Raw genomic sequence first — 21,098 nt, forward strand, 5'->3', positions numbered from 1 at the left:
TTTCAGCGTGGCGTTGAAGTCCGCCGGCTCCGCCACGCCAGTCTGGCTGCCAGCTAGACGTGGTGTCGGTATGGTCAGTTCATGGACAGCGGCACCTTGGTCAATTTTTTGTTGGTTCTTTTTTTCGTGTTGTTAGGCGGGGTATTCGCCGGCACGGAGATGGCGTTGGTGTCCCTTCGCGAGAGCCAGGTGCGTCAGATAGAGAAGGGCGGGAACGGCGGTGCAAGGACTGCCGCTTTGGCCCGGAGCCCCAATCGATTCCTCTCGGCTGTCCAGATTGGGGTGACGCTTTCTGGCTTTTTCTCGGCCGCCTACGGTGCTTCCACGATTGCACCCGATATAGAACCGCTCCTGGAAAGGTTGGGGTTGGGCGTCGCGGCAGAGCCGGTGTCCTTTATCGGGATGACGTTGCTGGTGGCATATCTGTCCCTGGTGCTGGGTGAGCTGGTCCCGAAAAGGTTGGCGATGCAGAGTGCGGTTGGCTTCACGAAGGTTCTGGCCCCTCCGCTGATCATCTTTTCGCAGGTTATGCGGCCGGTCATCTGGATGTTGTCTGCTTCAACCGATGCGTTGGTGAAGCTCTTGGGCGGGGATCCCCACGCCAGCCGGGACAGTGTCAGCTCTGAGGAACTTTGGGACATGGTAGCGGAGAGCGACATGCTGGAAGAACATAGTCGAAGCATCCTGACTGATGTGTTCGGGGCCGCGGACCGTTCCCTGCAGGAAGTCATGCGTCCTCGCCGGGAGGTTACTTTCATCAGTGGCGAAGTGAGTATTGCGGCCGCACGCAGCATGGTCAGGGACGGTCCGTTCTCGCGCTATCCCGTGATTGGCCGGACCGCGGATGACGTCCTCGGTTATATCCACATTCGTGATTTGATGCCCCTGGGCGAGGAGCATCACGAAGGAACGGTGAAGGAAATTGTTCGTGAGATTCTCCCGCTGCCGGGAACGAACAGGGTGCTGCCTTCGCTGGCGAGAATGCGCCGGGAGGGTCATCACATAGCGCTGGTGGTTGATGAATATGGGGGCACGGATGGCATTGTCACCTTGGAAGATCTGGTCGAGGAGCTGGTGGGCGAAATCTACGATGAGTACGACACCGGGGCCGACCACGAGGATCGCGTCAGCGTGGTCAATGGATCTACCGACGTCGACGGCGGCCTGATTCTGCAGGAGTTTGAGTCAGCGACCGGAATCGTGCTGCCGGAGGGACATTATGAGACAGTCGCCGGCTTTGTCATGGACCGCCTCGGCCGCCTGCCCCATACGGGGGACCGGGTGGAGGTGCCGGGGCACCTGTTGACTGTGGTCGCGATGGACGGTCTGCGCACTACACGGGTTCGGGTGACGCCGGTGAATGCTCAGCCACCGGAACTTTGAGCAGTTCCGGGCGGCGTGCAGGCACTCGGCCGTAGCCTCAGCAGAAGTAGCCATGACGACGCCGATGATGGCACTGAGACAGGATCGACGCCTTGGAACGGACGCCGGGCATCAGCACCAGCCGCGCGTTTCTGTCGGCCGCAGGCTCGGGCGATCCTAGAAAAGCAGCAGCACGAAGCCGCCTACCGTGGACAGGATGCCCACACCAGCGAGGATCCACCCCAGGGTCCAGGCGGCGTTGTCGTGCTTGGGCGGGGTCCGCCCCCAGCGGGACGGATGGCATACGTCGTAGAAGAGGTCGACGTCGGTCCCGACCACTAGCCCGCCCGACTCGGCGGACGGCAGCAGCGACCGGTGGTCGGCGTCGTAGTGGTCAGTCCAGCTGTAACCGGTGAACCCGCCGGCGCTGATCACTGTGCCGGTGGTCCGGGTCCACTCGCACCGGCGCCGCCGGGCGATCCAGCCCCACGCCAGCAGCGGCAGGCCCAGGACGAAACCCACCCACGTCATGACTTCGAGAATGGGGCCGAGCAGGTCCGCGACGGATGCCATCTGCGTGTGCGGGCCGCGGCGTCAGTGGCTGACGCGCGGGCGGCGCGCGGGCGGCGCGGTGACTGCGCCCACGGGGACGCGGACGATCATCAGGGCAAGCTTCGGGATTGCGGGCATGGTCCAAGTATCATGCCCGCGCCCGTGTTCGCAAAGCTCCCCGCCGCCGGTCCGCGTCACAGGACATTTTTCGCAAATTCTTCAGGGTGAACCCCTAGAGCGGATCGGTCTCCGGCGGGGGACAATGAAGCCATGAAGACACTCCTCAATCTCATCTGGCTGCTCTTTGGTGGACTTTGGTTGGCGATCGGGTATTTCGCAGCCGGCATCATCTGCTGCTTGCTCATCGTCACCATCCCGTGGGGGCTGGCATCGTTCCGGATTGCCAACTACGCACTGTGGCCCTTCGGCCGCACCGTGGTGGACCGTCCGGGCAGCACGGGGGTGTTCTCCCTGCTGGGGAACGTCATCTGGCTGCTTGTGGCTGGCATCTGGATCGCGATCGGCCACGTGGTCACCGCCTTCGCGATGGCAATCACCATTGTGGGTATCCCGTTAGCCATCGCCAACCTCAAACTCATTCCGGTCTCGCTCATGCCGCTCGGCAAACAGATCGTCCCGAGCGACAGGCCGTTTGTCACTACCTACAGCAAGGCCTACCGCTAACCCTTTTTAGAGGAGGAATCCAGCCATGTCCGAGCCCGTCACGGAAGATCCAGCCCAGGCCGGACCGGGGAAATTACCCGCCCCGCCGGAGGACCTCATGCTGGTGATCACGCGTGAATTCCAAGCCCCCATCGCCCGGGTGTGGTCTGCCCTGACGGACCCGGACCAGGCCCCGGCATGGTGGGGGCCGCGCGGATTTCACACTCCCCGCGGAAGCATCGATGCGGATCCGGAGATCGGCGGCCTTTACCGCGCCTGCATGGTCCAGGACCGCACCGGCGAGGAGCTGTGGTGGAGCGGAGTCCACACGGACATCGAACCGCCCCACCTCTTGGTCTTCACCCACGCCTGGGACAAACCGGACGGAACTCGCGGCTTCGAGACCGAGGTTACCTTCGAGCTGGAGGAGATCGACGACGGCACCCGGATGTCCTTCCTCCAGGGTCCCTTCGACACGATCGATAACCGCGACAGTCACGGCGTCGGCTGGCGTGAGTCCTTCGACCGGCTTGCCGAACACCTGCGCCGGAGTGGCTGAGCACGTAGGCGGAGCACTCCGCTCAACCGAGTTCGGCCCGCAGGTTCCGCCGCGCCGGCTCCAGCCACAGTTCCCGGCCCCGCTGGGTGTGGAATAGCGGGTCCAGTTGCAGGAGCCGGCGGACGACGGCGGCGCGTCCGGCGGCGAAGTCGTCATCGGCGATGTGCGCGAAATCCTGCCGGACGGCGGCCAGATACCTTGCGTAGGCAGCCGGTTCCCCGCCCAGCACGGACAGGTCGGCATCGCTGAGCAGGGCCGCGTCGCGGTCCCCGGTTTCCGGCTGATGGTCCGCCGTCATCCGCACCAGGCGGGCCACGTCGTCGACGTCGGCCGGGGGAAGCCCGGCCCGGGACAGCCGCTCCTCGGCGAGCCGGGCAGATTCTTCCTCGTCCTGGCCCGCGATGCCGCGGTACACGGCGTCGTGGAACCATGCGGCCAGCAGCACCGTGCGCGGCGGTCCGGCCGGACCGGCGAGGAGATCGAGGGCCTCAAGGACCGCCAGAAGGTGGGTGCGGCCGTGGTACTTCCGGTGCTCCTCGCCCCAGCGGTCCAGCAGGTCCAGGAAGAGGGAGTCGTGGCCCGGCAGAACGTTGTTCCAGCGGGTCAGCAGCGGGAGCTTGAGGGAGCTGCTGCGCCGTCGGGCCGGGATCCGCAGCCCGCTGGCAATGAGCTTTCGGACCAGAATCCGGCCCTCCACGGGGACGGCGCCGGCCGCAATCAGGTCGTGGTACCTGGCCTCGGCGACGTCGTAGTGGTCGCCGTCGAAGGCCCGTTCCGGAACGCCGGAGGCCGCCGCGAAAGCGTGCAGTTCTTCCAGCGAGGTGTCCGAGACGAGGTGCGAGAAGTGCGTTCCGTGCGCCGGCCACAGCGGCGGGTCAACATAAATCGCCATGAAGGAAGTTTATTCCGGCTACTGATCAGCCCTGGTGGGCGTCCACATCCGCGGTGCCGGACTGCTCTTCCTGCCGGGCCCGGGCCGGGTGCGGAGTGGACCGTACACCTTCGCCCTTTTCATTCAATTCGGTTTCATGCTCCGCCGCCGCGATGACGCCGGGAGTAATGGCGTTCTCTGAGTTCCAGGCCTTAATGGCGGCCCAAGCCACTGCCACGAGGGGAACGGCGAGGATCGCGCCAATAATGCCGGCGAGGATGGTGCCGGCCGTGAGCGCCAGCAGGATGACGAGGGCGTGGACGTTGAGCGCCTGGCCCATGACCACGGGCTGCAGGAAGTTGCCTTCCAGCTGGTTGACGACGATGACGACAAGGATGACGATCAGGGCCGCGAGCGGACCGTTGGCCACCAACGCCACGAGCGCCGCGAGGATGCCGGCCAGGGTGGCGCCGATCAGCGGGATGAAGGCGCCGATGAACGTCAGCGCGGCGAGCGGCAGGGCGAGCGGGACGCCCATAATCACCAGCGCCAGGCCGATGAAGAACGAGTCCACCAGCGCCACGATCGAGGTTCCGCGCACGTAACCGCCGAGCACATTCAGGCTCCGCTCCCCGGCCCGGCGTGCTTTGACCAGCTTCTCGCCCTTGAACGCCCGCAGCGCGAAGGCCCAGATCCGCTCGCCGTCTTTGAGGAAGAAGAACAGGATCACTGCCATGAGCAGGGCGCCGGTGACGAAGTTTCCGGCGGCGCTAAGGCCGGAGATGGCGCCCGCGCCGACGGTGCTGCTGGTGGCGAAGTCAATGGCCGCGGTGCGCGCCTGCTGGATCTGCTGGTCATCGATGGGGATCGGGCCGGTGCGGATGAAGTCATACACGCGGTCAAAGCCCTGGGTGGCCTTGCTGGCCAGCTCGTCAGCCTGGTTCAGGACGGCGAAGACGATGCCGGTGATGACGGCGCCGAACGCGAGCAGAAGGGCCACGAACGACACGGAGGTGGCGGCGGTGCTGTGCCAGCCCCGGCGGCGAAGCCATTGGACCAAAGGCGCGATCGCTGCGGCCAGGATGAGAGCCAGCAGCGCGGGAATCACCACGAGCCGGACCTGGATCAGGGCATAGACCACCACCACGGTCAGGACCAGCAGCAGGAGGACCTGCGCGGTCCGGATGCTGGCGCGGCCCAGGCTGTCGCTCCAGGGTGTTGTCTGTTCCGGACTGCCCATGCTGTTCTGTCTCCCACGCTCGATTGGTCATGCTGCTTACTAACGTTCTCACAGCCGGAGGGTTCCGCGCCCGGGGTGTGGCCCGATTGCCTCTAGCGGGGTAGGTCCGTCGCCGGGAGCACCGCTCTGGACTCCCCCGGGGGAAAGGGCCAAAATGCCAGCAGGATGTCGTCCGGACTCGGCCAGCGGTGGCCTATCGCGTCGAGGCGGCCGAGTATGTCGACGCGGAAGGGCGCCCGACGTCCAGCCTCGACTACGACCGGTTCGCCCGGCTTGCCGGAGGGAAAGTCCTGAGCCTGCTGCGCCCCGACCTGGAGCGCGCCGCTTTGGCTGCGCTCGACGACGTGCCCGCCGGCCGGGTCCGGGTCCATTACGGGGCGCAGGTGTCAACAGTTCGGGGTGGGGACGCCGGGGTCCGGGTCAGCTGCGATGGTTGGCCGGGCGTCGCACTGGCCGCGGACGTTCTCGTGGGTGCGGACGGTATCCATTCCGCCGTTCGGGACCAGGTCTTCGGCCCCGAAGTAGAGTATCTGCACCGCCTGGGCATGCGGGCAGCCGCCTTCACCGTCTCCGAACCGATCCTCAATGCACGCTTCCGGAACAAATTCATCCTCACCGACAGCATCGGCCGGATGGCAGGCCTCTACAGCCTCCGTTCGGACGAGGTGGCCGTCTTCATGGTCTACCGGGACGCCGAAAGGGCGCCAGGATATCCGTCACCTGAAAGTGCAAGGGGGCGGTTGCGGCGCGAGTTCGCCGGACTCGGCAGCGCGGTCGACCGGCTGCTGGAGCTGTGCCCCGAGCATCCGTACGACGACGTCGTCGCACAGATCCTCATGCCGGACTGGCAGAGGGGACGTACCGTCCTTGTGGGAGACGCGTGCGGGGCCGTGTCGCTCCTCGCGGGCCAGGGCGGTTCGCTCGCAATCGCCGGCGCCGCGCTGTTGGGGGACATTCTGGGACCCGTGGCCTCACCTGAGGGGATCAGCACGGCGCTCGCCGACTTCGAGGGAAGCTGGCGCCCCGTAGTCGGGGAGGCCCAAGCGGCAGGGAGGCGCACCGCGTCATCGTTCCTCCCCGCCAACCGGACCCAGCGCCTTTTGCGGCAGTGGATCATCCAAGCCACCCATCTGCCGGGAATCGACCGGTTGGTGGCCCGCCGGATCGTGGGCAGAATCGCAAAGTAAGCTCGGGAAAGTCGTGGCTTTTCCGAGGTGCGGACCAAAAGACGGTCAGCCGCCGCAAATGCGGACTAGAGTGTCCGTATGCCTAATATTCGCGTCTCCGAAGCCGCCCGGCTGCTGGGCGTCAGTGATGACACCATCCGGCGCTGGACCGAGAACGGGAGCCTGACCCCGCACAGGGATGACGCCGGGCGCCTCGCCGTGGATGGGCTGGAACTCGCGCGGCTCGCCCGGGAGCAGGCCCAACTCCCGGATGACCCGGCCAGGGCGGGCAGTTCCGCCCGCAACCGCTTCGTCGGGCTGGTCACGGCCATCACTGCCGACACCGTCATGGCCCAGGTGGAGCTGCAGTGCGGACCGTTCCGGGTGGTGTCGCTGATGAGCAGCGAGGCCGTCCGGGAATTGGGGCTGGAACTCGGTTCGGTGGCGACCGCCGTCGTCAAGGCCACCACTGTGATCATTGAGACCCCCAAAGGCAAGGGCGCCGTATGAGTGCTGTCCTGAGGGCGGGCGCGCTGCTGGCGGCGGGACTACTGGCCGCAACCCTGGCCGGCTGCGGCGTGCCGGCTTCCGGGGGAGCCGGCAAGAGCCTCACGATCTTTGCCGCGGCGTCCCTCAAGGCGCCCTTAACTGCCCTCGCCGAACAGTTCGAGGCCGGCAACCCAGGCACCAGGGTGACTCTCAGCTTCGCCGGGTCCGCCGACCTCGCTACCCAGATCAGCCAGGGCGCCCCGGCGGACGTCTTTGCCTCCGCTGACACCACAAACATGGCCAAGCTCACCGGCGCCTCGATGGTGGAAGGGTCCCCCCGGAACTTTGCCACCAACGTGCTGACCATCGCCGTGCCCCCGGCCAACCCGGCGTCGGTTGCCTCTTTCGCCGATCTCGCGAAGCCCGGGGCAAAGGTTGTCATCTGTGCAGCCCAGGTTCCCTGCGGCGCGGCCGCAGCTGCCGTCCAGAAGGAAACCGGCGTGACATTGACGCCGGTGAGTGAGGAATCGTCCGTCACCGACGTTTTGGGCAAAGTCATGTCGGGGGAGGCCGACGCCGGACTGGTCTACGTCACGGACGTCAAGACCGCCGGGGACAAGGTGCGGGAGATCCCGTTCGCCGAGTCGGCCAAGGCCGTGAACACCTACCCCATCGCGGCCATGCGGACCGGCAGGAACAAAGACCTGGCTGCGGCTTTCATTGCCACGGTCACCGGCCCCGAGGGCCAGAAGGTGCTCCGTGGCGCCGGCTTCGGAACCCCGTAGGGCCGCATGAAAGGGCGAAAGGACAGGGCTTACAGCGGAATTCCGCGCTGGGTCGTCGCCATGGCCGCCGTCGGGGCCATGCTGGTGCTGCTCCCGCTCGCGGCCATGGTGGCCAGGGTCAACTGGCCGGACTTCATCCCGCTGGTCACCTCCGAGTCGTCCCTCACCGCACTGGGGCTGAGCCTGCGCACAGCGGCCACGAGCACGGTCCTGTGCGTGCTGCTCGGAGTGCCGCTGGCGCTGGTCCTGGCCCGCGGTGACTTCCCGGGCCAGCGGCTGCTGCGCTCCTTCATTCTGTTGCCGCTGGTTCTGCCCCCGGTGGTGGGCGGCATCGCGCTGCTGTACGCCTTCGGCCGCCAGGGCCTCCTGGGCAGGAGCCTTGAAATCGCCGGCATCCAGATCGCGTTTTCCACGACGGCGGTCATCCTCGCCCAGACCTTCGTGGCCCTGCCGTTCCTGGTCGTCAGCCTCGAGGGCTCGCTCCGCTCGGCAGGTAGCCGGTATGAAGCCGTGGCCGCAACCCTCGGTGCGCGGCCTAGCACGGTGCTGCGCCGCGTGACCCTGCCGCTGGTCCTGCCGGGCCTCGCTTCCGGTGCTGTGCTGTCCTTCGCGAGGAGTCTGGGTGAGTTCGGCGCCACGCTGACTTTCGCGGGAAGTCTCCAGGGCGTCACCCGTACGCTTCCGCTGGAAATCTACCTGCAGCGCGAGACCGACGCCGACGCCGCCGTTGCGCTGTCGCTGCTGCTGGTCGTGGTGGCGGTCGTCGTCGTCGGGCTCTCCTACCGGGGTTCCGGGCCTTCCGTGTCGGGCAATATCGCCGGCCCGGGCGCGGGCACGCCGGGGCGGGTGGCGTCTTGACGTTCACGTTCGACGCCGCCCTTGCTGCCCGCCGCTTTGAGGTCTCGCTGAGTCTGGCGCCGGGCGAGACGGTCGCCGTACTCGGCCCGAACGGGGCGGGAAAGTCGACGCTGCTCGGTGTGATCGCGGGGCTGCTCCGCCCGGACGCCGGCCGGGCCGAGGTGAATGGCCGGGTGCTGTTCGACCTTGGCGGGGGCGCGCAGACCTGGACTCCGCCGCACCGCCGCGGGACCGCCCTGCTGTCGCAGGATCCGCTGCTGTTTCCGCACCTGAGTGCGCTGGAGAATGTGGCGTTCGGGCCACGCAGCGCCGGGGTGCCCAGGCGGGAGGCCCGGGAAACCGCCCGGCGCTTGCTGGCCGAGGTCGACGCCGCCGACCTCGCGGACCGGCGGCCGGGGGACATGTCCGGCGGTCAGGCCCAACGCGTGGCTGCGGCCCGTGCCCTGGCCGTGGATCCGGACGTACTGCTGCTGGACGAGCCCTTGTCCGCCCTGGACATCCACGCGGCCCCGCTGCTGCGGCGGCTGCTCAAACGGGTGCTCGCCGGGCGCCGCGCCATCATCGTCACCCATGACGTGCTGGATGCCTATATGCTCGCGGACCGGATCATTGTGATGGAGGAGGGCCGGATTACCGAGGACGGCCCCACCCGTGACGTCCTCCGGCGGCCGCGCAGCCGCTTCGCCGCGGGCCTGGCGGGGCTGAACCTCGTCGCTGGGACGGTGACACCCGCCGGAATCCGGTCGGCTGGGGGCCTGGACTTCGCCGGCCAGCACGACGCGCCGCTGACCGCCGGACAACCCGGCGTGGCAGCCTTCCCGCCGTCGGCCGTGTCCGTGTTCCTGACCGAGGCGCACGGCAGCCCGCGGAACTCCTTCCGCGTCACGGTCACGGACCTGGAACCGCACGGCGACCAAATCCGGGTCCGCGCCGGCGAGCTGTCCGCGGACGTTACCCCGGCCGCCTCAGCGGATCTGGGTCTGGCGCCGGGGCTGGTGGTCTACTTTGTGGTCAAAGCGGCGGCCGTGGCCATCTATCCGGCCTGACGGCGTCAGGGCCGGGCGGCACCTGGCCGGCCACCGGCGTGACGGCGTCAGGAAGGGAATGCCCGTTACCAGGACACGTGCGCGGCGCCCACTGGCGTGCTCGCCGTAAGCCCGGGCCTCGCCGCGTCGCCGGCCCGGCCCGGGCAAGTTACCCACGGTCCTTGCGGACGGGGTGCTGGCTGACGATTGAGACGCGGTTGAAGGCGTTCATAGTGATCACCAGCCAGCTGATGGCGGAGAACTCCACCTCGCTGAGGTGTTTCCGGGCCGCGGCACCCTCGTGTTCACGGGCGCCGGCGTCGGAGATGTTGGTGATGGCCTCGGCCAGGGTCAGGGCGGCGCGTTCCTTCTCGGTGAAGAGGGCAGTGTCGCGCCAGGCCGGGAGGACGGCGAGGCGCTGGGCTGATTCACCGTTCTTGACGGCGTCGCCCACGTGCAGGTCCAGGCAATATGCGCAGCCATTGATCTGTGAGATGCGGACATTGAGCAGTTCAATCAGCGTCCGGTCCAGGCCGGCCTCGTCTGCGGCCTCTTTCGCTTTCAGCCCCAACCCGTTGAGGGCCCGCCATGCGGCGGGATGCTCCTTGTCCAGGAACACGGACCGGGTGGTGTGCTGCGCTGGTGCTGTTTCATCCATGCGAGAAGACTACCCATGCGAAACACCGAGAAAAGTACGTGACAGAGTTGTCATACCTGTGACAGAATGACGTTACAGTGAAAATCACGCAGGAGCGCCTCCTCGGTCGCTCCGCAGGCCAGCTCCGCCGACATCGGACCAGGCCCATCATTCGACGGTCGGCTCCTTGGGGGAGCCGACCGTCGAAGAGGTTTAAGGGCCCTGCACCTCACGGGCATGCCCATTCCGGGCGCAGGCGGATGGACATATGCGGATTATGCCCAGTGGCCTGCGCGGGCAACGGGCATGTCCATCAGGGCGTGTCCGCGCCGGCTCGCCGGAACGCGGCTGCGGGGCCTCCGGCCCTAGACACCCGTTTCGCCGTGGGCAAACATGGAACCAAAGGAACCGAACGCAGAGTTGAGCGGAGTAGACTCAACTCTAGTATCCGCATGTTCCCGGAAGGAGCTCTCTTTGGACGCGAAATTCACCACCAAGAGCCAGGAGGCTCTTGCGGCAGCCGCCATGAATGCCTCGACGGCCGGCAACCCCCAGCTCGAACCCGCCCATTTGCTCAAGGCGCTGATGGACCAGCGCGAGGGCGTCGCCGTCGCACTCCTCCGTGCCACCGGCGCGGACCCGGATTCCGTCAGCGTCCAGGCCAGCACCGCCATCAAGGCCCTGCCGTCAACCTCCGGTAGCTCTGTACAGCAGCCGCAGCTGTCCCGCACAGCCCTGCAGGCGATCAAGAATGCCCAGAACGAGGCCGACCGGCTCGGCGACTCGTTCGTCTCCACCGAACACCTCCTCCTGGGTCTCGCGTCCGGAAGCGACGCCGTGGGCAAGCTGATGCGCGACGCCGGCGCCTCCCACGAGGCCATGCTCGCGGCCCTGCCCGGCGTCCGCGGAGACCGCAAGGTGGACAACGCCGATCCTGAAAACAGTTTCCAGGCGCTCGAGAAGTACGGTACCGACCTCACCGCGATCGCCCGTTCCGGCAAACTGGACCCGGTGATCGGCCGCGACGCCGAGATCCGCCGGATCATCCAGGTGCTGAGCCGCCGGACCAAGAACAACCCCGTGATCATCGGTGAACCGGGCGTCGGCAAGACCGCCGTCGTCGAAGGCCTCGCCCAGCGCATCGTCGCCGGCGACGTCCCCGAAAGCCTGCGCGGCAAGACGCTGATTGCCCTGGACCTTGCGTCCATGGTGGCCGGCGCCAAGTACCGCGGTGAATTCGAGGAACGACTCAAGGCCGTCCTGGAGGAAATCAAAGGCTCCGACGGCCAGATCGTCACGTTCATTGACGAGATCCACACCGTAGTGGGTGCCGGCGCGTCCGGGGACAGCTCCATGGACGCCGGCAACATGCTCAAGCCCATGCTGGCCCGCGGCGAGCTTCGGCTGATCGGCGCCACCACCCTGGACGAGTACCGCGAAAACATCGAGAAGGACCCGGCCCTGGAACGCCGGTTCCAGCAGGTCTTCGTCGGCGAACCCAGCGTCGAGGACACCATCGGCATTCTGCGCGGGCTCAAGGAACGCTACGAGGCGCACCACAAGGTAGCCATTGCCGACTCCGCCCTGGTGGCCGCGGCCACCCTCTCCAACCGATACATCTCCGGCCGGCAGCTGCCGGACAAGGCGATCGACCTCGTGGACGAGGCCGCCTCCCGGCTGCGCATGGAGATCGATTCCGCGCCGGAGGAAATCGACCAGCTGCGCCGCTCGGTGGACCGTCTGACCATGGAAGAACTCGCTCTGGCCAATGAGATGGATCCGGCATCGGTGGAACGGCTCGCCGCCATCCGGTCCGATATGGCCGATAAGAAGGAAGAGCTGGCCGGTCTCAACGCCCGCTGGGAGGCCGAGAAGGCAGGACTGAACCGGGTCGGCGACCTCAAGGCGAGGATTGACGAACTGCGCTCCGCCGCCGAAAAATTCCAGCGCGAGGGCGACCTCGAGGCTGCCTCCCGGATTCTGTACGGCGAACTTCCCGCCCTGGAACGGGAACTCAACGAAGCCGCGGAGGCCGAGTCGGCCCGGGTTGCCGGCGGCGGCGCCAAACAGGACCTCATGGTGGCCGAGGAAGTCACCGCAGACGACATCGCCGAGGTGATTTCGGCCTGGACCGGCATCCCGGCCGGGCGGATGTTGCAGGGGGAGAGCCAAAAGCTCCTGGACATGGAACACGTGCTGGGCGAGCGGCTCATCGGCCAGTCCAAGGCCGTTACCGCCGTCTCCGATGCAGTCCGCCGTGCCCGCGCCGGGATCAGCGACCCCAACCGGCCCACCGGGTCCTTCCTGTTCCTGGGCCCCACCGGCGTCGGCAAGACCGAACTGGCGAAGGCGCTGGCCGACTTCCTCTTCGACGATGAACGCGCCATGGTGCGCATCGACATGTCCGAGTACTCGGAGAAGCACTCCGTCGCCCGCCTCGTCGGGGCGCCCCCCGGCTACGTGGGCTACGAGGAGGGCGGCCAGCTGACCGAGGCGGTCCGCCGCCGCCCGTACTCCGTGCTCCTGCTCGACGAGGTGGAGAAAGCCCACCCCGAGGTGTTCGACATCCTGCTGCAGGTGCTCGACGACGGCCGCCTCACCGACGGCCAGGGCCGCACCGTGGACTTCCGCAACGTGATCCTGGTGCTGACCTCGAACCTGGGCAGCCAGTTCCTCGTGGACCCGTCCCTGGATGCGAACGCCAAGCGGGACGCCGTCATGGCCACCGTGCACGCCTCCTTCAAGCCCGAGTTCCTGAACCGGCTCGATGAAGTGGTGCTGTTCGACCCGCTGACCGTGGAGGAACTGTCCCGGATCGTGGAGCTGCAGGTCAAGGAACTTGGTGAACGCCTCAAGGGCCGCCGCCTCAACCTCGAAGTGACCGAAGGGGCCCGCGCGTGGCTCGCAGTGACCGGCTTCGACCCCGCCTACGGTGCGCGGCCGCTGCGCCGCCTGGTGCAGCGGGAAATCGGTGACCGGCTGGCCAAGGCCATCCTGGCCGGGACGATCACCGACGGCGACACCGTTCTCGTGGACACCGCCCCGGACCTCATCGAACTCACCATGGGCGGGACGAACGCCACCGGCCGGCCCGACGGCGGCGCCTCCACCGGCAGCGGACTCTCCGTCCGCCGCAAGGAATAACGCCCCCGGGCGCCAGGCCAATACCAAGACAACTGCCAGCCGGGCAACGCTCCGGCTGGCAGTTCCGTCGGCAAATCCCTAGGGGATCAGAGATTCCACGATGACGTTTCCGGTGTCGGCGGTGACATGGCAATCCACGCGGCGGTCACCCTTGTCCCAACTTGTGGAGCTCGGGTAGGCCAGTTTGTAGCTCAGCACGTAGTCGGCCTGCTTCTCCGTCAGCGGCGCTGCCTTGCACGCATCCAGGGCCTTCTGCTTGAGCGGGTCCCGGCCGGGATAGGAGTCGCCGTCGCCGTAGTGCTCGGCCGCGACCAGCTGGGCCGAATGGCCAGCGGAGCAGTCGACCACCGTGGACGTGGGCGCTTCGGCGTCGAAATCCTTGAAGCAGTCGCCGAGCCGGAAGTCGAGGGGGCCCACACTTTCCAGCGGAAGCGGTCCCCGGCTCGCAGGCTCGGACGACGCCGGAGCGGTGGCGGATGTGTCAGCGGCGGGCGGCTGGGTGCCGCCATTCATGGAGACCAGCCACCAGATCAGCAGACCGGCCACGACGACTGCGGCGGCCACGGCGGCGGCGATCTTCACGGACGTCTGACGACGGACCCGGCCGCCCGGGTCCATCGCCGTGGATGGAGCAGCGTCCGGGACCGCCGGCATTGGCGGCGTCGACGGGTGCGGCGGCGTCGCTGGTTGCGGGGGAACCAAGGGGGCGCCGGCCGGAACGGCGGGGGCGGACCGGTCGCCGCTTGCTGCTGCAGGGTGAATCCCAGGCGTCCCGGCGTCGCCGGGGCTGTCGTTCTCTTCGGTCACTGGGACTTCTCCACTTCCGTGCTTCTGAGCCGGGGCTGGACGCCCGGGCGGGGGTCCGTTTCCGGCAACCCACTACGGAACTCTATCCAAGATGCCGGGCGGCCTGCTTGCCGGCGGGGGCCCGTTCGGGGCGGGGGCGCAGGCTACATCGTCCACGGCCGCCGCCGCGGGGAGCAGTTCCCCCTGAAAGCATGTAATCTAGGTGTACGACAAACTGACCAAACATTCCGGGGCCTCACTAACGCCAATGGTGACCACCTCCGGTCCGAGTACAAAAAGGGGGTCACGCCATGGGGCGCGGCCGTCAAAAGGCAAAAGCTACCAAGCAGGCTCGGGACATCAAGTACTACTCCCCGAACACTGACTACACAGCCCTCCAGCGCGAGTTGAAGAGTTCTGAGGTTCGTGCGCCGAGTCGTTTCTCGAGTGAGCCTGTAGAGCCGGATTATTCGGCCTATGTTGATAAGTACGCGGACGATGTGGAAGAGGACGACGACGAGGTTCATACCCGTCGGATAAGTTAGTCGATACTTCTTCCCGGCATGCCCTTCCGCTAGCGGAATGCCGGCCACATGATTTCAGGCCCGCCGGCCGCCCCTTCGCGGGGGAGGACGGCGGGTTTTCTGCTGCCCCGCTTTCCGGCCGGCCAGGTGCCGCGGTTGTTCCCAGCCCGCCTGCAGGGCTAGGTTGAAGCTGCCGGTTTCCCCGGCTCCGCATCAGGAACGTTCCGGAAGGACTGCCATGACCATTCGCACGGGATTCACCGAAGGCGAGGTCTGCTGGACGGATCTTCAGACCAGAGACGTCGCGGCGGCCAAGGAGTTCTACTCCGCAGTCTTTGGCTGGCGTTTCAAGGACCTGCCCACCCCGGACGGGCGGAGCTACGCGCAGGCGTACCTGGGTGGGGACCTGGTCACGGTGATTGCGCCGCAGAATCCGCAGCAACAGTCCGCCGGGGCGCCCGGGCAGTGGAACGTGTATCTTGCCTCCGCCGACGCCCGGGACCTCGCGGCCGCCGTTGTGGATGCCGGCGGAGCACTCGAGTTCGGCCCCGAGCCGGTGGGCGATTCCGGCGTCATGATCTTCTTCGCCCCGCCCGGAGGCGGCAGCACCGGTGCCTGGCAGGCCGGAAGCCATTTCGGCACGGCCCGCAGCGGCGAGCCCGGTTCGCTGGCGTGGGCCGAACTGCTGACGCCCGAGCCGCAGCCCGCCGTCGCCTTCTTCCAGGAGGTCTTCGGGCACGAGGTCACCGAATACCCGCAGGACGACGGCGGCCGGTACTCCACGCTCATGGTGGACGGAGCGGAGGTGGCCGGGGTCGCCGCGGTTCCGGCGGAGGCGCAGGGCGCCCTCAGCCCGGGGTGGCAGGTCTACTTCGGGGCAGCCAGCGTCGGGGACGCGGTCGCAGCGGCCGTGGCCGCCGGGGGCGTGGTCCTGATCGAACCGGACGAGGTGGACGAAGCCGGCGCCATCGCCACCCTGGCGGATCCCCAGGGCGGCGTGTTCAGCGTCCTGGAGGTGTAGCGTTCCGCAGCCTTAACCAGATCGAGGGCTCCGCGAGTGCCGATTTGACGCTGCGAAACGGACGCGGTCCCACGCCGCAGGTTTCCCTGGCCGAGCCTGCGAGGCGAGGAACCGATGGGGAGCCCTCGACGAGGCTGTGCCGGGAAGTCAGGCGTAGGCGTTGACCAGTCGGACGGCGCCGCCATCCACGCCCTTGGCGCCCTGCACGTAGTCCGGGCCGGACTTGAGGACTGCATCGGAGTTGTCCTCCACGGTACCCATGACCCAGGCCGGCAACCCGCGTTCGGTGAGGCGGTTCACCGCGGCATCGGCGGCTTCGGGGGACACAATCGCCACCATGCCGACGCCCAGGTTCAGCGTGCGCTCCAGGTCAACCAGCGGAACGTTGCCCAGCTCGGCGACGAGCCGGAAGATGGCCGGCAGTTCCCAGGTGGCGCGGTCCACGGTGGCCAGCAGGCCCTGCGGGAGGACGCGGGCCAGGTTGGCAGCGAGGCCGCCGCCTGTGACGTGGCTGAAGCCGTGCACGGCCTGGCCGGCTGCGGAGCCGTTAACCGGGAAGGTACGGGCCAGGTCCAGGCAGTCGGCGGCGTAGACCCGGGTCGGTTCCAGGAGTTCCTCACCGAGCGTGCGGCTGAATTCGGAGACGTGCCGGTCCAGTGCCCAGCCGGCGTGGTTGATGACGCGGCGGACCAGGGAGTAGCCGTTGGAGTGCAGCCCGGAGGAGGCCATGCCGATCACCACGTCACCGGCGCGGACGCGGTCCGGGCCGAGGAGCTGGTCGGCTTCGACAACACCGGTGGCGGCACCGGCGACGTCATACTCGTGCTCGCCCAGCAGGCCCGGGTGCTCGGCGGTCTCGCCGCCCACCAGGGCTGTCCCCGCAACGGAACAGGCGGCTGCGATGCCGCGGACAATGTCGGCGATGCGCTCCGGAACCACCTTGCCGCAGGCGATGTAATCGGTCATGTACAGCGGCTCGGCGCCCACCACCACGATGTCATCGACCACCATGCCGACCAGGTCGAAACCGATGGTGTCGTGGATGTCCATGGCCTGGGCGATGGCCACTTTGGTACCGACGCCGTCGGTGGACGTCGCGAGCAGCGGGCGCTTGTAGGTGAGCAGTTTCGAGACGTCGTAAAGTCCCGCGAAGCCGCCGACGCCGCCCACTACCGAGGAGTTGTGGGTCGCCTTGATGGCGTCCTTCATGAGTTCGACGGCGCGGTCTCCCGCTTCGACGTCGACGCCGGCGGAGGCGTAGGTGATGCCGACGGCGTTCTGGGCGGCGTTCATGTCAGCGGCCGGGGATGCGGGAGTCATGCGGGGTCTTTCTTGTCGGCGGCAATGGAGCGATCAATGCGATCGTCGTCGGTGAGCAGGGCTTCGAATTCGGCATCCGGTCCGGGATCGCACCCGGTGGCGCCAGGCTTGGCGGCAGGGTCCTCCGTCAGCGAGGTGCCGGGCTCCACGCCGACAGCCACCGCTTCGGGGCCCGCGGTCGCAGGCGTCGGGCCGGCGGCGCCGGCCGGGACAGGCGGAAGACCGCCGAGATCGGTGCGCTCGAGCAGGTTCTTGCCAAGCTTGTCGGCGCCCGGAAGCTCGATCGGGTAGTTGCCGGTGAAGCAGGCGGTACAGAGGCGTTCACGCGGCTGACGGGTGGCACCGATCATGCCGTCCTCGGAGATGTACGCCAGCGAGTCCGCGCCGATGGCCTGGGAGATCTCATTGATGGTGGCGCCGTTGGCGATCAGCTCGGCGCGGGACGCGAAGTCGATGCCGTAGAAACACGGCCACTTCACCGGCGGGGAGGAGATCTTGACGTGGACGGAGGCGGCGCCGGCTTCGCGGAGCATCCGGACGATGGCCCGCTGGGTGTTGCCGCGCACGATCGAGTCGTCCACCACCACCACGCGCTTGCCGCGGATCACGGATTCCAGCGCGTTGAGCTTGAGCCGGATCCCCAGCTGGCGGAGTGTCTGGGACGGCTGGATGAACGTCCGGCCCACGTAGGCGTTCTTGACGAAGCCGTGCGCGAAGGGGATGCCGGATTCCTCGGCGTATCCCACGGCGGCGGGGGTCCCGGACTCCGGGACCGGGATGACGATGTCCGCTTCCTGGGTGTTTTCCCGGGCCAGCTGGCGGCCCATTTCGACGCGGGATTCGTATACGGACCGGCCGGCAATGGAGGCGTCCGGGCGGGCGAGGTAGACGTATTCAAAGACGCAGCCGGCCGGCGTCGCCTCGGCGAAACGCTGGGACCGGACGCCGTCCTCGTCGATCGCGATGAATTCGCCGGGTTCGATTTCGCGGATGAAGCTGGCTCCCACCGTGGCGAGGGCGGACTGCTCGGAGGCGACCACCCAGCCGCGCTCCAGCCGGCCCAGGCACAGCGGGCGGATGCCGTACGTGTCGCGGGCCGCATAGAGGGTGCCTTCATCCATGAAGACGAAGCAGAAGCCGCCCTTGATTTTGGGCAGCAGCTCCAGGGCGGTCTGTTCCAGCGTCTTGCCCTCTTCGCCCTCCAGCAGGGCGGTGACCAAAGCCGTGTCCGAGGTGTTGCCCTGCTTCATTTCCCCGCTCAGGTGGCCGCCGTTGCGGTCCACGATCATGGCTTTGAGCTCGGCGGTGTTCGTCAGGTTGCCGTTATGGGCGAGGGCCACGGTCCCGGTGGCGGTGGCGCCCAGGGTCGGCTGCGCATTGGCCCAATGGCTCGCGCCGGTGGTGGAATACCGGCAGTGGCCTACCGCCAGGTGCCCGGTCAGGGTGTTGAGCGTGGTCTCATCGAAGACCTGGGAGACGAGGCCCATGTCCTTGTAGACGTTGATCCGGGTGCCGTCGCTGGTTGCTATGCCAGCGGACTCCTGACCGCGGTGCTGCAGTGCATACAGCCCGTAATAGGTGAGTTTTGCAACCTCTTCGCCGGGAGCCCAGACCCCGAAGACGCCACAAGCATCCTGGGGGCCTTTTTCGCCAGAGAGAAGATCATGAGAAAGTTTTCCATCGCCGCGTGCCACTGGTCGATTATCTCACGTTGTGCGGCGGGACTTTCCCGGGCGCCGGATTATGACCTCGGGCCGGCTCACGCCCCCTGCTGGTCCTCCGGCTCGGGCACCGAATCGGGAACGGACTCGACGACGGCGCGCTCCGCCCGGCGGACGCTCAGGCGGTCCAGGATCAGCGCGGCAATGCCACCCACAATGGCCCCGCCCACACCGCAGAGGGTCAGGAAGAAACCGAACACGGAGCCGGCGTCGTAGTTTTCATCGCCCGGAACGCCGTACGCGAGGACGGCGGCCACGCCGATGCCCAAGAGCCCGCCGAGGACCAGGAACGGCACGTATTTCGGGGCGCGGCGCACCGTGACCTGGCGCCGTTCGGGGACATGCTGCTCGCCTGCGGTGCCGGGGTTTTCGGGGGTAGACATGCCGTTAATCGTACTGCCCGGGAAGCATTGCTACCGCAGGGTGGTGGGAGGACACTGAGTGGTGGGGGAGGGCCCGGACCGGCCAGGGAGAACCATGACAGCCTCAGCAGAGCGGATCCGGGATCAGCAGCGGAGCACCTGGGACGAGTTCTCCGCTGGCTGGCGGAAATGGGACGCCGAAGTGCTCGGCTGGCACGCACCGTTCGGCGACGCCGTCCTCCAGGAGGCACGGCTCCGCCCGGACTCCACCGTCCTCGACGTCGCCTCCGGAACCGGCGAGCCGGGCCTCACCGCGGCAACCCTTGCCCCGCGCGGCAGCGTCGTCCTGCTGGACCTCTCAGAGGGCATGCTCCGGGTCGCGGCCGAGAAGGCGGCGTCCCGCGGGCTGCCGAACGTGGCCACCAGGGTGGGCGACGCCGCCGCTCTTCCGTTCGAGGATGCCACCTTCGATGCCGTCCTCTGCCGCTTCGGTTTGATGTTCTTCCCCAGTGTTTCCGGCGCGGTGGATGAAATGGTCCGCGTCGCCAGGCCGGGTTCGCGGATCAGTGCCGCCGTCTGGGGCCGGGCTGCCGAGAACCCGTGGGCCACCCTCATCCTCGGGACGATCGCGCGCCATACCGAATTGCCGGTCCCGGCAACGGGCGCCCCCGGGCTGTTCCGGTGCGCCGCAGCGGGGTTTATGGCACGGGTCTTTCAGGAAGCAGGGCTGGTCGAGGTCAGCGAGCAGAAGGTCAGCACAGACCTGGTCCAGGGCTCACCGGATCTCTACTGGGAGTTCATGACGGAGATCGCGACCACCGTCGGGGCGGGCCTGGCCGGCGCGGACCGGGATTCCCGGGACCTGATCCGGGCGGACGTGTTCCACATGCTGGGCCGCTACGAACACCGCGGCGCCATCCGGCTCCGTTCCACAGCCACCATCGTGGCCGGCACGCGGGCCTGGCCCTAACCGGGGAGCCGCCGGCCTCAAGCCTGGATCGCCGGACCGGAGGCGTCGGCGATGATGGCCCGGACGGAGTTGTTGCGCTTGTCGTGGGTGAGCTCCACCAGGCCCAACGCCTCCAGCAGGGGCGGAAGGTACATCCCGAACCGGCCGCGGTATCCCTTCCGCAGCCCGTACCATCCGCCGATGGGGTTTTCCGGATCCCGTCCCCACGCCTCGACGGATCCTGCAGCGGCCGGCTTGTTCTCATCGGCGGCGCCCAGCGGCACCCACTCGCCCCGCTCCATCAGCCACAGCGGCAGGTCTTCGAGGGCGCGGAGGTGGTACTTCAAGGTGGTGGAGCCAACCTGGCATACCAGGGCTGGAGGATCGGATACCTCGTCCCGGTACATTGTGTACTCGGAAGTTCCCGGGGCTGTTTTGAGCACCCAAGGGTCCTGACTGGTTCCTGCTGCCACGTGGTGTCTGCCTTCGGTTGGTGCCGGTCTCCGGCGCTGGTCGCACCGATCCTACCCAGTGCGCCGGGGTGGGGGCGAGTGCCTAGACGCCCAGCTGCTCCTTCAACGCGGCAACATGGCCCTGCGCCTTGACCTGGTACTGGGCCAGTGCGACCTTGCCTTCGGGATCCAGGACCACCGTGGAGCGGACGATTCCTTCGGTGACTTCACCGCGGACCAGCTTTTCGCCCCAGGCTCCGTAGGCCAGCGCCACCGCGTGGTCCTCGTCGGCGAGGAGCGGAAAAGTCAGGGCGAAGTCGCCGGTGAAGTGTGCCAGCGCCTCGGGCGCATCGGGGGAGATGCCCAGCACTTCATAGCCGGATAACTGCAGGGACGCCAGGTTGTCCCGGAAGTCGCAGGCCTCGGTGGTGCAGCCCGGGGTGGCGGCCTGCGGGTAGAAATACACAATGACGTTCTTGCCGCGGTAATCGGCCAGCGAGACCTGATGTCCCGCGGCGTCCGGAAGGGAGAAATCCGGGGCCGGGGTTCCGGGCTGCAGCTTGACGGTGAGGTTCTGGCTCATGGCGGGTCCTTCGCTGGGAGACGGGTGAG

The 21,098-nt window shown here is 67.6% G+C and carries 22 protein-coding genes; 12 read left to right on the forward strand and 10 right to left on the reverse strand.

What is annotated here, in order from left to right; genetic code table 11:
- Positions 1-81 precede the first annotated feature (81 nt).
- Positions 82-1,383: a hemolysin family protein gene (locus RCH15_RS08415; RefSeq protein ID WP_326959954.1), complete on the forward strand. Its 1,302-nt coding sequence runs from the start codon at positions 82-84 to the stop codon at positions 1,381-1,383.
- Between the two features lie 156 nt (positions 1,384-1,539).
- Here the strand turns inward: RCH15_RS08415 and RCH15_RS08420 are convergent, their stop codons facing one another.
- Positions 1,540-1,935: a hypothetical protein gene (locus RCH15_RS08420; RefSeq protein WP_326959956.1), complete on the reverse strand. Its 396-nt coding sequence runs from the start codon at positions 1,933-1,935 to the stop codon at positions 1,540-1,542.
- A gap of 249 nt (positions 1,936-2,184) precedes the next feature.
- Between RCH15_RS08420 and RCH15_RS08425 the strand changes: the two genes are divergently transcribed.
- Both RCH15_RS08425 and RCH15_RS08430 read left to right on the forward strand, forming a co-directional pair.
- Positions 2,185-2,598: a YccF domain-containing protein gene (locus RCH15_RS08425; protein ID WP_326959957.1), complete on the forward strand. Its 414-nt coding sequence runs from the start codon at positions 2,185-2,187 to the stop codon at positions 2,596-2,598.
- A gap of 25 nt (positions 2,599-2,623) precedes the next feature.
- On the forward strand, positions 2,624-3,136 hold the full coding sequence (locus tag RCH15_RS08430) for an SRPBCC family protein (RefSeq protein WP_326959959.1): 513 nt from the start codon (positions 2,624-2,626) through the stop codon (positions 3,134-3,136).
- A 22-nt stretch (positions 3,137-3,158) separates the two neighbouring features.
- Here the strand turns inward: RCH15_RS08430 and RCH15_RS08435 are convergent, their stop codons facing one another.
- Together RCH15_RS08435 and RCH15_RS08440 are read right to left on the reverse strand one after the other, a co-directional pair.
- On the reverse strand, positions 3,159-4,028 hold the full coding sequence (locus RCH15_RS08435; RefSeq protein ID WP_326959961.1) for a DUF4031 domain-containing protein: 870 nt from the start codon (positions 4,026-4,028) through the stop codon (positions 3,159-3,161).
- A 25-nt stretch (positions 4,029-4,053) separates the two neighbouring features.
- Positions 4,054-5,247, reverse strand: coding sequence for an AI-2E family transporter (locus tag RCH15_RS08440; RefSeq protein ID WP_326959963.1), 1,194 nt, complete (start codon positions 5,245-5,247; stop codon positions 4,054-4,056).
- Positions 5,248-5,435: 188 nt separating this feature from the next.
- Between RCH15_RS08440 and RCH15_RS08445 the strand changes: the two genes are divergently transcribed.
- The 5 genes from RCH15_RS08445 (at position 5,436) to RCH15_RS08465 (ending at position 9,591) form a co-directional block, all read left to right on the forward strand.
- Entirely contained in the window at positions 5,436-6,434 is a 999-nt protein-coding gene (locus RCH15_RS08445) for an FAD-dependent monooxygenase (RefSeq protein ID WP_326959965.1), read from the forward strand.
- Positions 6,435-6,512: 78 nt separating this feature from the next.
- Positions 6,513-6,923 (forward strand): TOBE domain-containing protein, encoded by a 411-nt coding sequence (locus tag RCH15_RS08450; protein WP_326959967.1) that lies wholly within the window; start codon positions 6,513-6,515, stop codon positions 6,921-6,923.
- On the forward strand, positions 6,920-7,687 hold the full coding sequence (modA, locus tag RCH15_RS08455) for a molybdate ABC transporter substrate-binding protein (RefSeq protein ID WP_326959968.1): 768 nt from the start codon (positions 6,920-6,922) through the stop codon (positions 7,685-7,687). The genes RCH15_RS08450 and modA overlap by 4 nt, the downstream gene beginning before the upstream one ends.
- Before the next feature lie 6 nt (positions 7,688-7,693).
- Positions 7,694-8,545: an ABC transporter permease gene (locus RCH15_RS08460; protein WP_326959970.1), complete on the forward strand. Its 852-nt coding sequence runs from the start codon at positions 7,694-7,696 to the stop codon at positions 8,543-8,545.
- Positions 8,542-9,591, forward strand: coding sequence for a sulfate/molybdate ABC transporter ATP-binding protein (locus RCH15_RS08465; protein ID WP_326959972.1), 1,050 nt, complete (start codon positions 8,542-8,544; stop codon positions 9,589-9,591). The genes RCH15_RS08460 and RCH15_RS08465 overlap by 4 nt, the downstream gene beginning before the upstream one ends.
- Positions 9,592-9,739: 148 nt before the next feature.
- Here the strand turns inward: RCH15_RS08465 and RCH15_RS08470 are convergent, their stop codons facing one another.
- Complete coding sequence (locus RCH15_RS08470; protein ID WP_326959974.1) at positions 9,740-10,228, reverse strand: carboxymuconolactone decarboxylase family protein; 489 nt, start codon at positions 10,226-10,228, stop codon at positions 9,740-9,742.
- A gap of 453 nt (positions 10,229-10,681) precedes the next feature.
- On the opposite strand from RCH15_RS08470, the gene clpB reads away from it, so the two are divergent.
- Positions 10,682-13,351 (forward strand): ATP-dependent chaperone ClpB, encoded by a 2,670-nt coding sequence (gene clpB / locus RCH15_RS08475; RefSeq protein WP_326959976.1) that lies wholly within the window; start codon positions 10,682-10,684, stop codon positions 13,349-13,351.
- 78 nt (positions 13,352-13,429) lie between these two features.
- On the opposite strand, the gene RCH15_RS08480 is transcribed toward clpB, so the two are convergent.
- Positions 13,430-14,158: a septum formation family protein gene (locus RCH15_RS08480; RefSeq protein ID WP_326959977.1), complete on the reverse strand. Its 729-nt coding sequence runs from the start codon at positions 14,156-14,158 to the stop codon at positions 13,430-13,432.
- Positions 14,159-14,448: 290 nt separating this feature from the next.
- On the opposite strand from RCH15_RS08480, the gene RCH15_RS08485 reads away from it, so the two are divergent.
- Positions 14,449-14,682: a DUF3073 domain-containing protein gene (locus RCH15_RS08485; RefSeq protein ID WP_326959979.1), complete on the forward strand. Its 234-nt coding sequence runs from the start codon at positions 14,449-14,451 to the stop codon at positions 14,680-14,682.
- 217 nt (positions 14,683-14,899) lie between these two features.
- A complete protein-coding gene (locus tag RCH15_RS08490) occupies positions 14,900-15,682 on the forward strand; it encodes a VOC family protein (RefSeq protein ID WP_326959981.1) in 783 nt (260 codons plus the stop codon).
- Between the two features lie 147 nt (positions 15,683-15,829).
- Here the strand turns inward: RCH15_RS08490 and purM are convergent, their stop codons facing one another.
- The 3 genes from purM to RCH15_RS08505 form a co-directional block, all read right to left on the reverse strand.
- Positions 15,830-17,002, reverse strand: a complete 1,173-nt coding sequence (gene purM, locus RCH15_RS08495; protein WP_326959983.1) for a phosphoribosylformylglycinamidine cyclo-ligase — start codon at positions 17,000-17,002, stop codon at positions 15,830-15,832.
- Entirely contained in the window at positions 16,999-18,696 is a 1,698-nt protein-coding gene (gene purF, locus RCH15_RS08500; protein ID WP_326959985.1) for an amidophosphoribosyltransferase, read from the reverse strand. The genes purM and purF overlap by 4 nt, the downstream gene beginning before the upstream one ends.
- Positions 18,697-18,761: 65 nt before the next feature.
- A complete protein-coding gene (locus RCH15_RS08505) occupies positions 18,762-19,106 on the reverse strand; it encodes a hypothetical protein (protein WP_326959987.1) in 345 nt (114 codons plus the stop codon).
- A gap of 94 nt (positions 19,107-19,200) precedes the next feature.
- Between RCH15_RS08505 and RCH15_RS08510 the strand changes: the two genes are divergently transcribed.
- Positions 19,201-20,055: a class I SAM-dependent methyltransferase gene (locus tag RCH15_RS08510; RefSeq protein ID WP_326959989.1), complete on the forward strand. Its 855-nt coding sequence runs from the start codon at positions 19,201-19,203 to the stop codon at positions 20,053-20,055.
- 17 nt (positions 20,056-20,072) lie between these two features.
- Here RCH15_RS08510 and RCH15_RS08515 read toward each other — a convergent pair whose 3' ends face one another.
- Both RCH15_RS08515 and bcp read right to left on the reverse strand, forming a co-directional pair.
- Positions 20,073-20,507 carry a DUF6855 family protein gene (locus RCH15_RS08515; RefSeq protein WP_326959991.1) on the reverse strand — a complete coding sequence of 145 codons (435 nt, stop codon included), beginning with the start codon at positions 20,505-20,507 and terminating at the stop codon, positions 20,073-20,075.
- Between the two features lie 82 nt (positions 20,508-20,589).
- On the reverse strand, positions 20,590-21,069 hold the full coding sequence (gene bcp / locus RCH15_RS08520; RefSeq protein WP_326959993.1) for a thioredoxin-dependent thiol peroxidase: 480 nt from the start codon (positions 21,067-21,069) through the stop codon (positions 20,590-20,592).
- Positions 21,070-21,098: the final 29 nt, after the last annotated feature.

Origin of the sequence: Arthrobacter sp. MP_M4, from assembly GCF_035984855.1 — a bacterium.
In the GTDB taxonomy this organism is placed as follows: Bacteria; Actinomycetota; Actinomycetes; order Actinomycetales; family Micrococcaceae; genus Arthrobacter.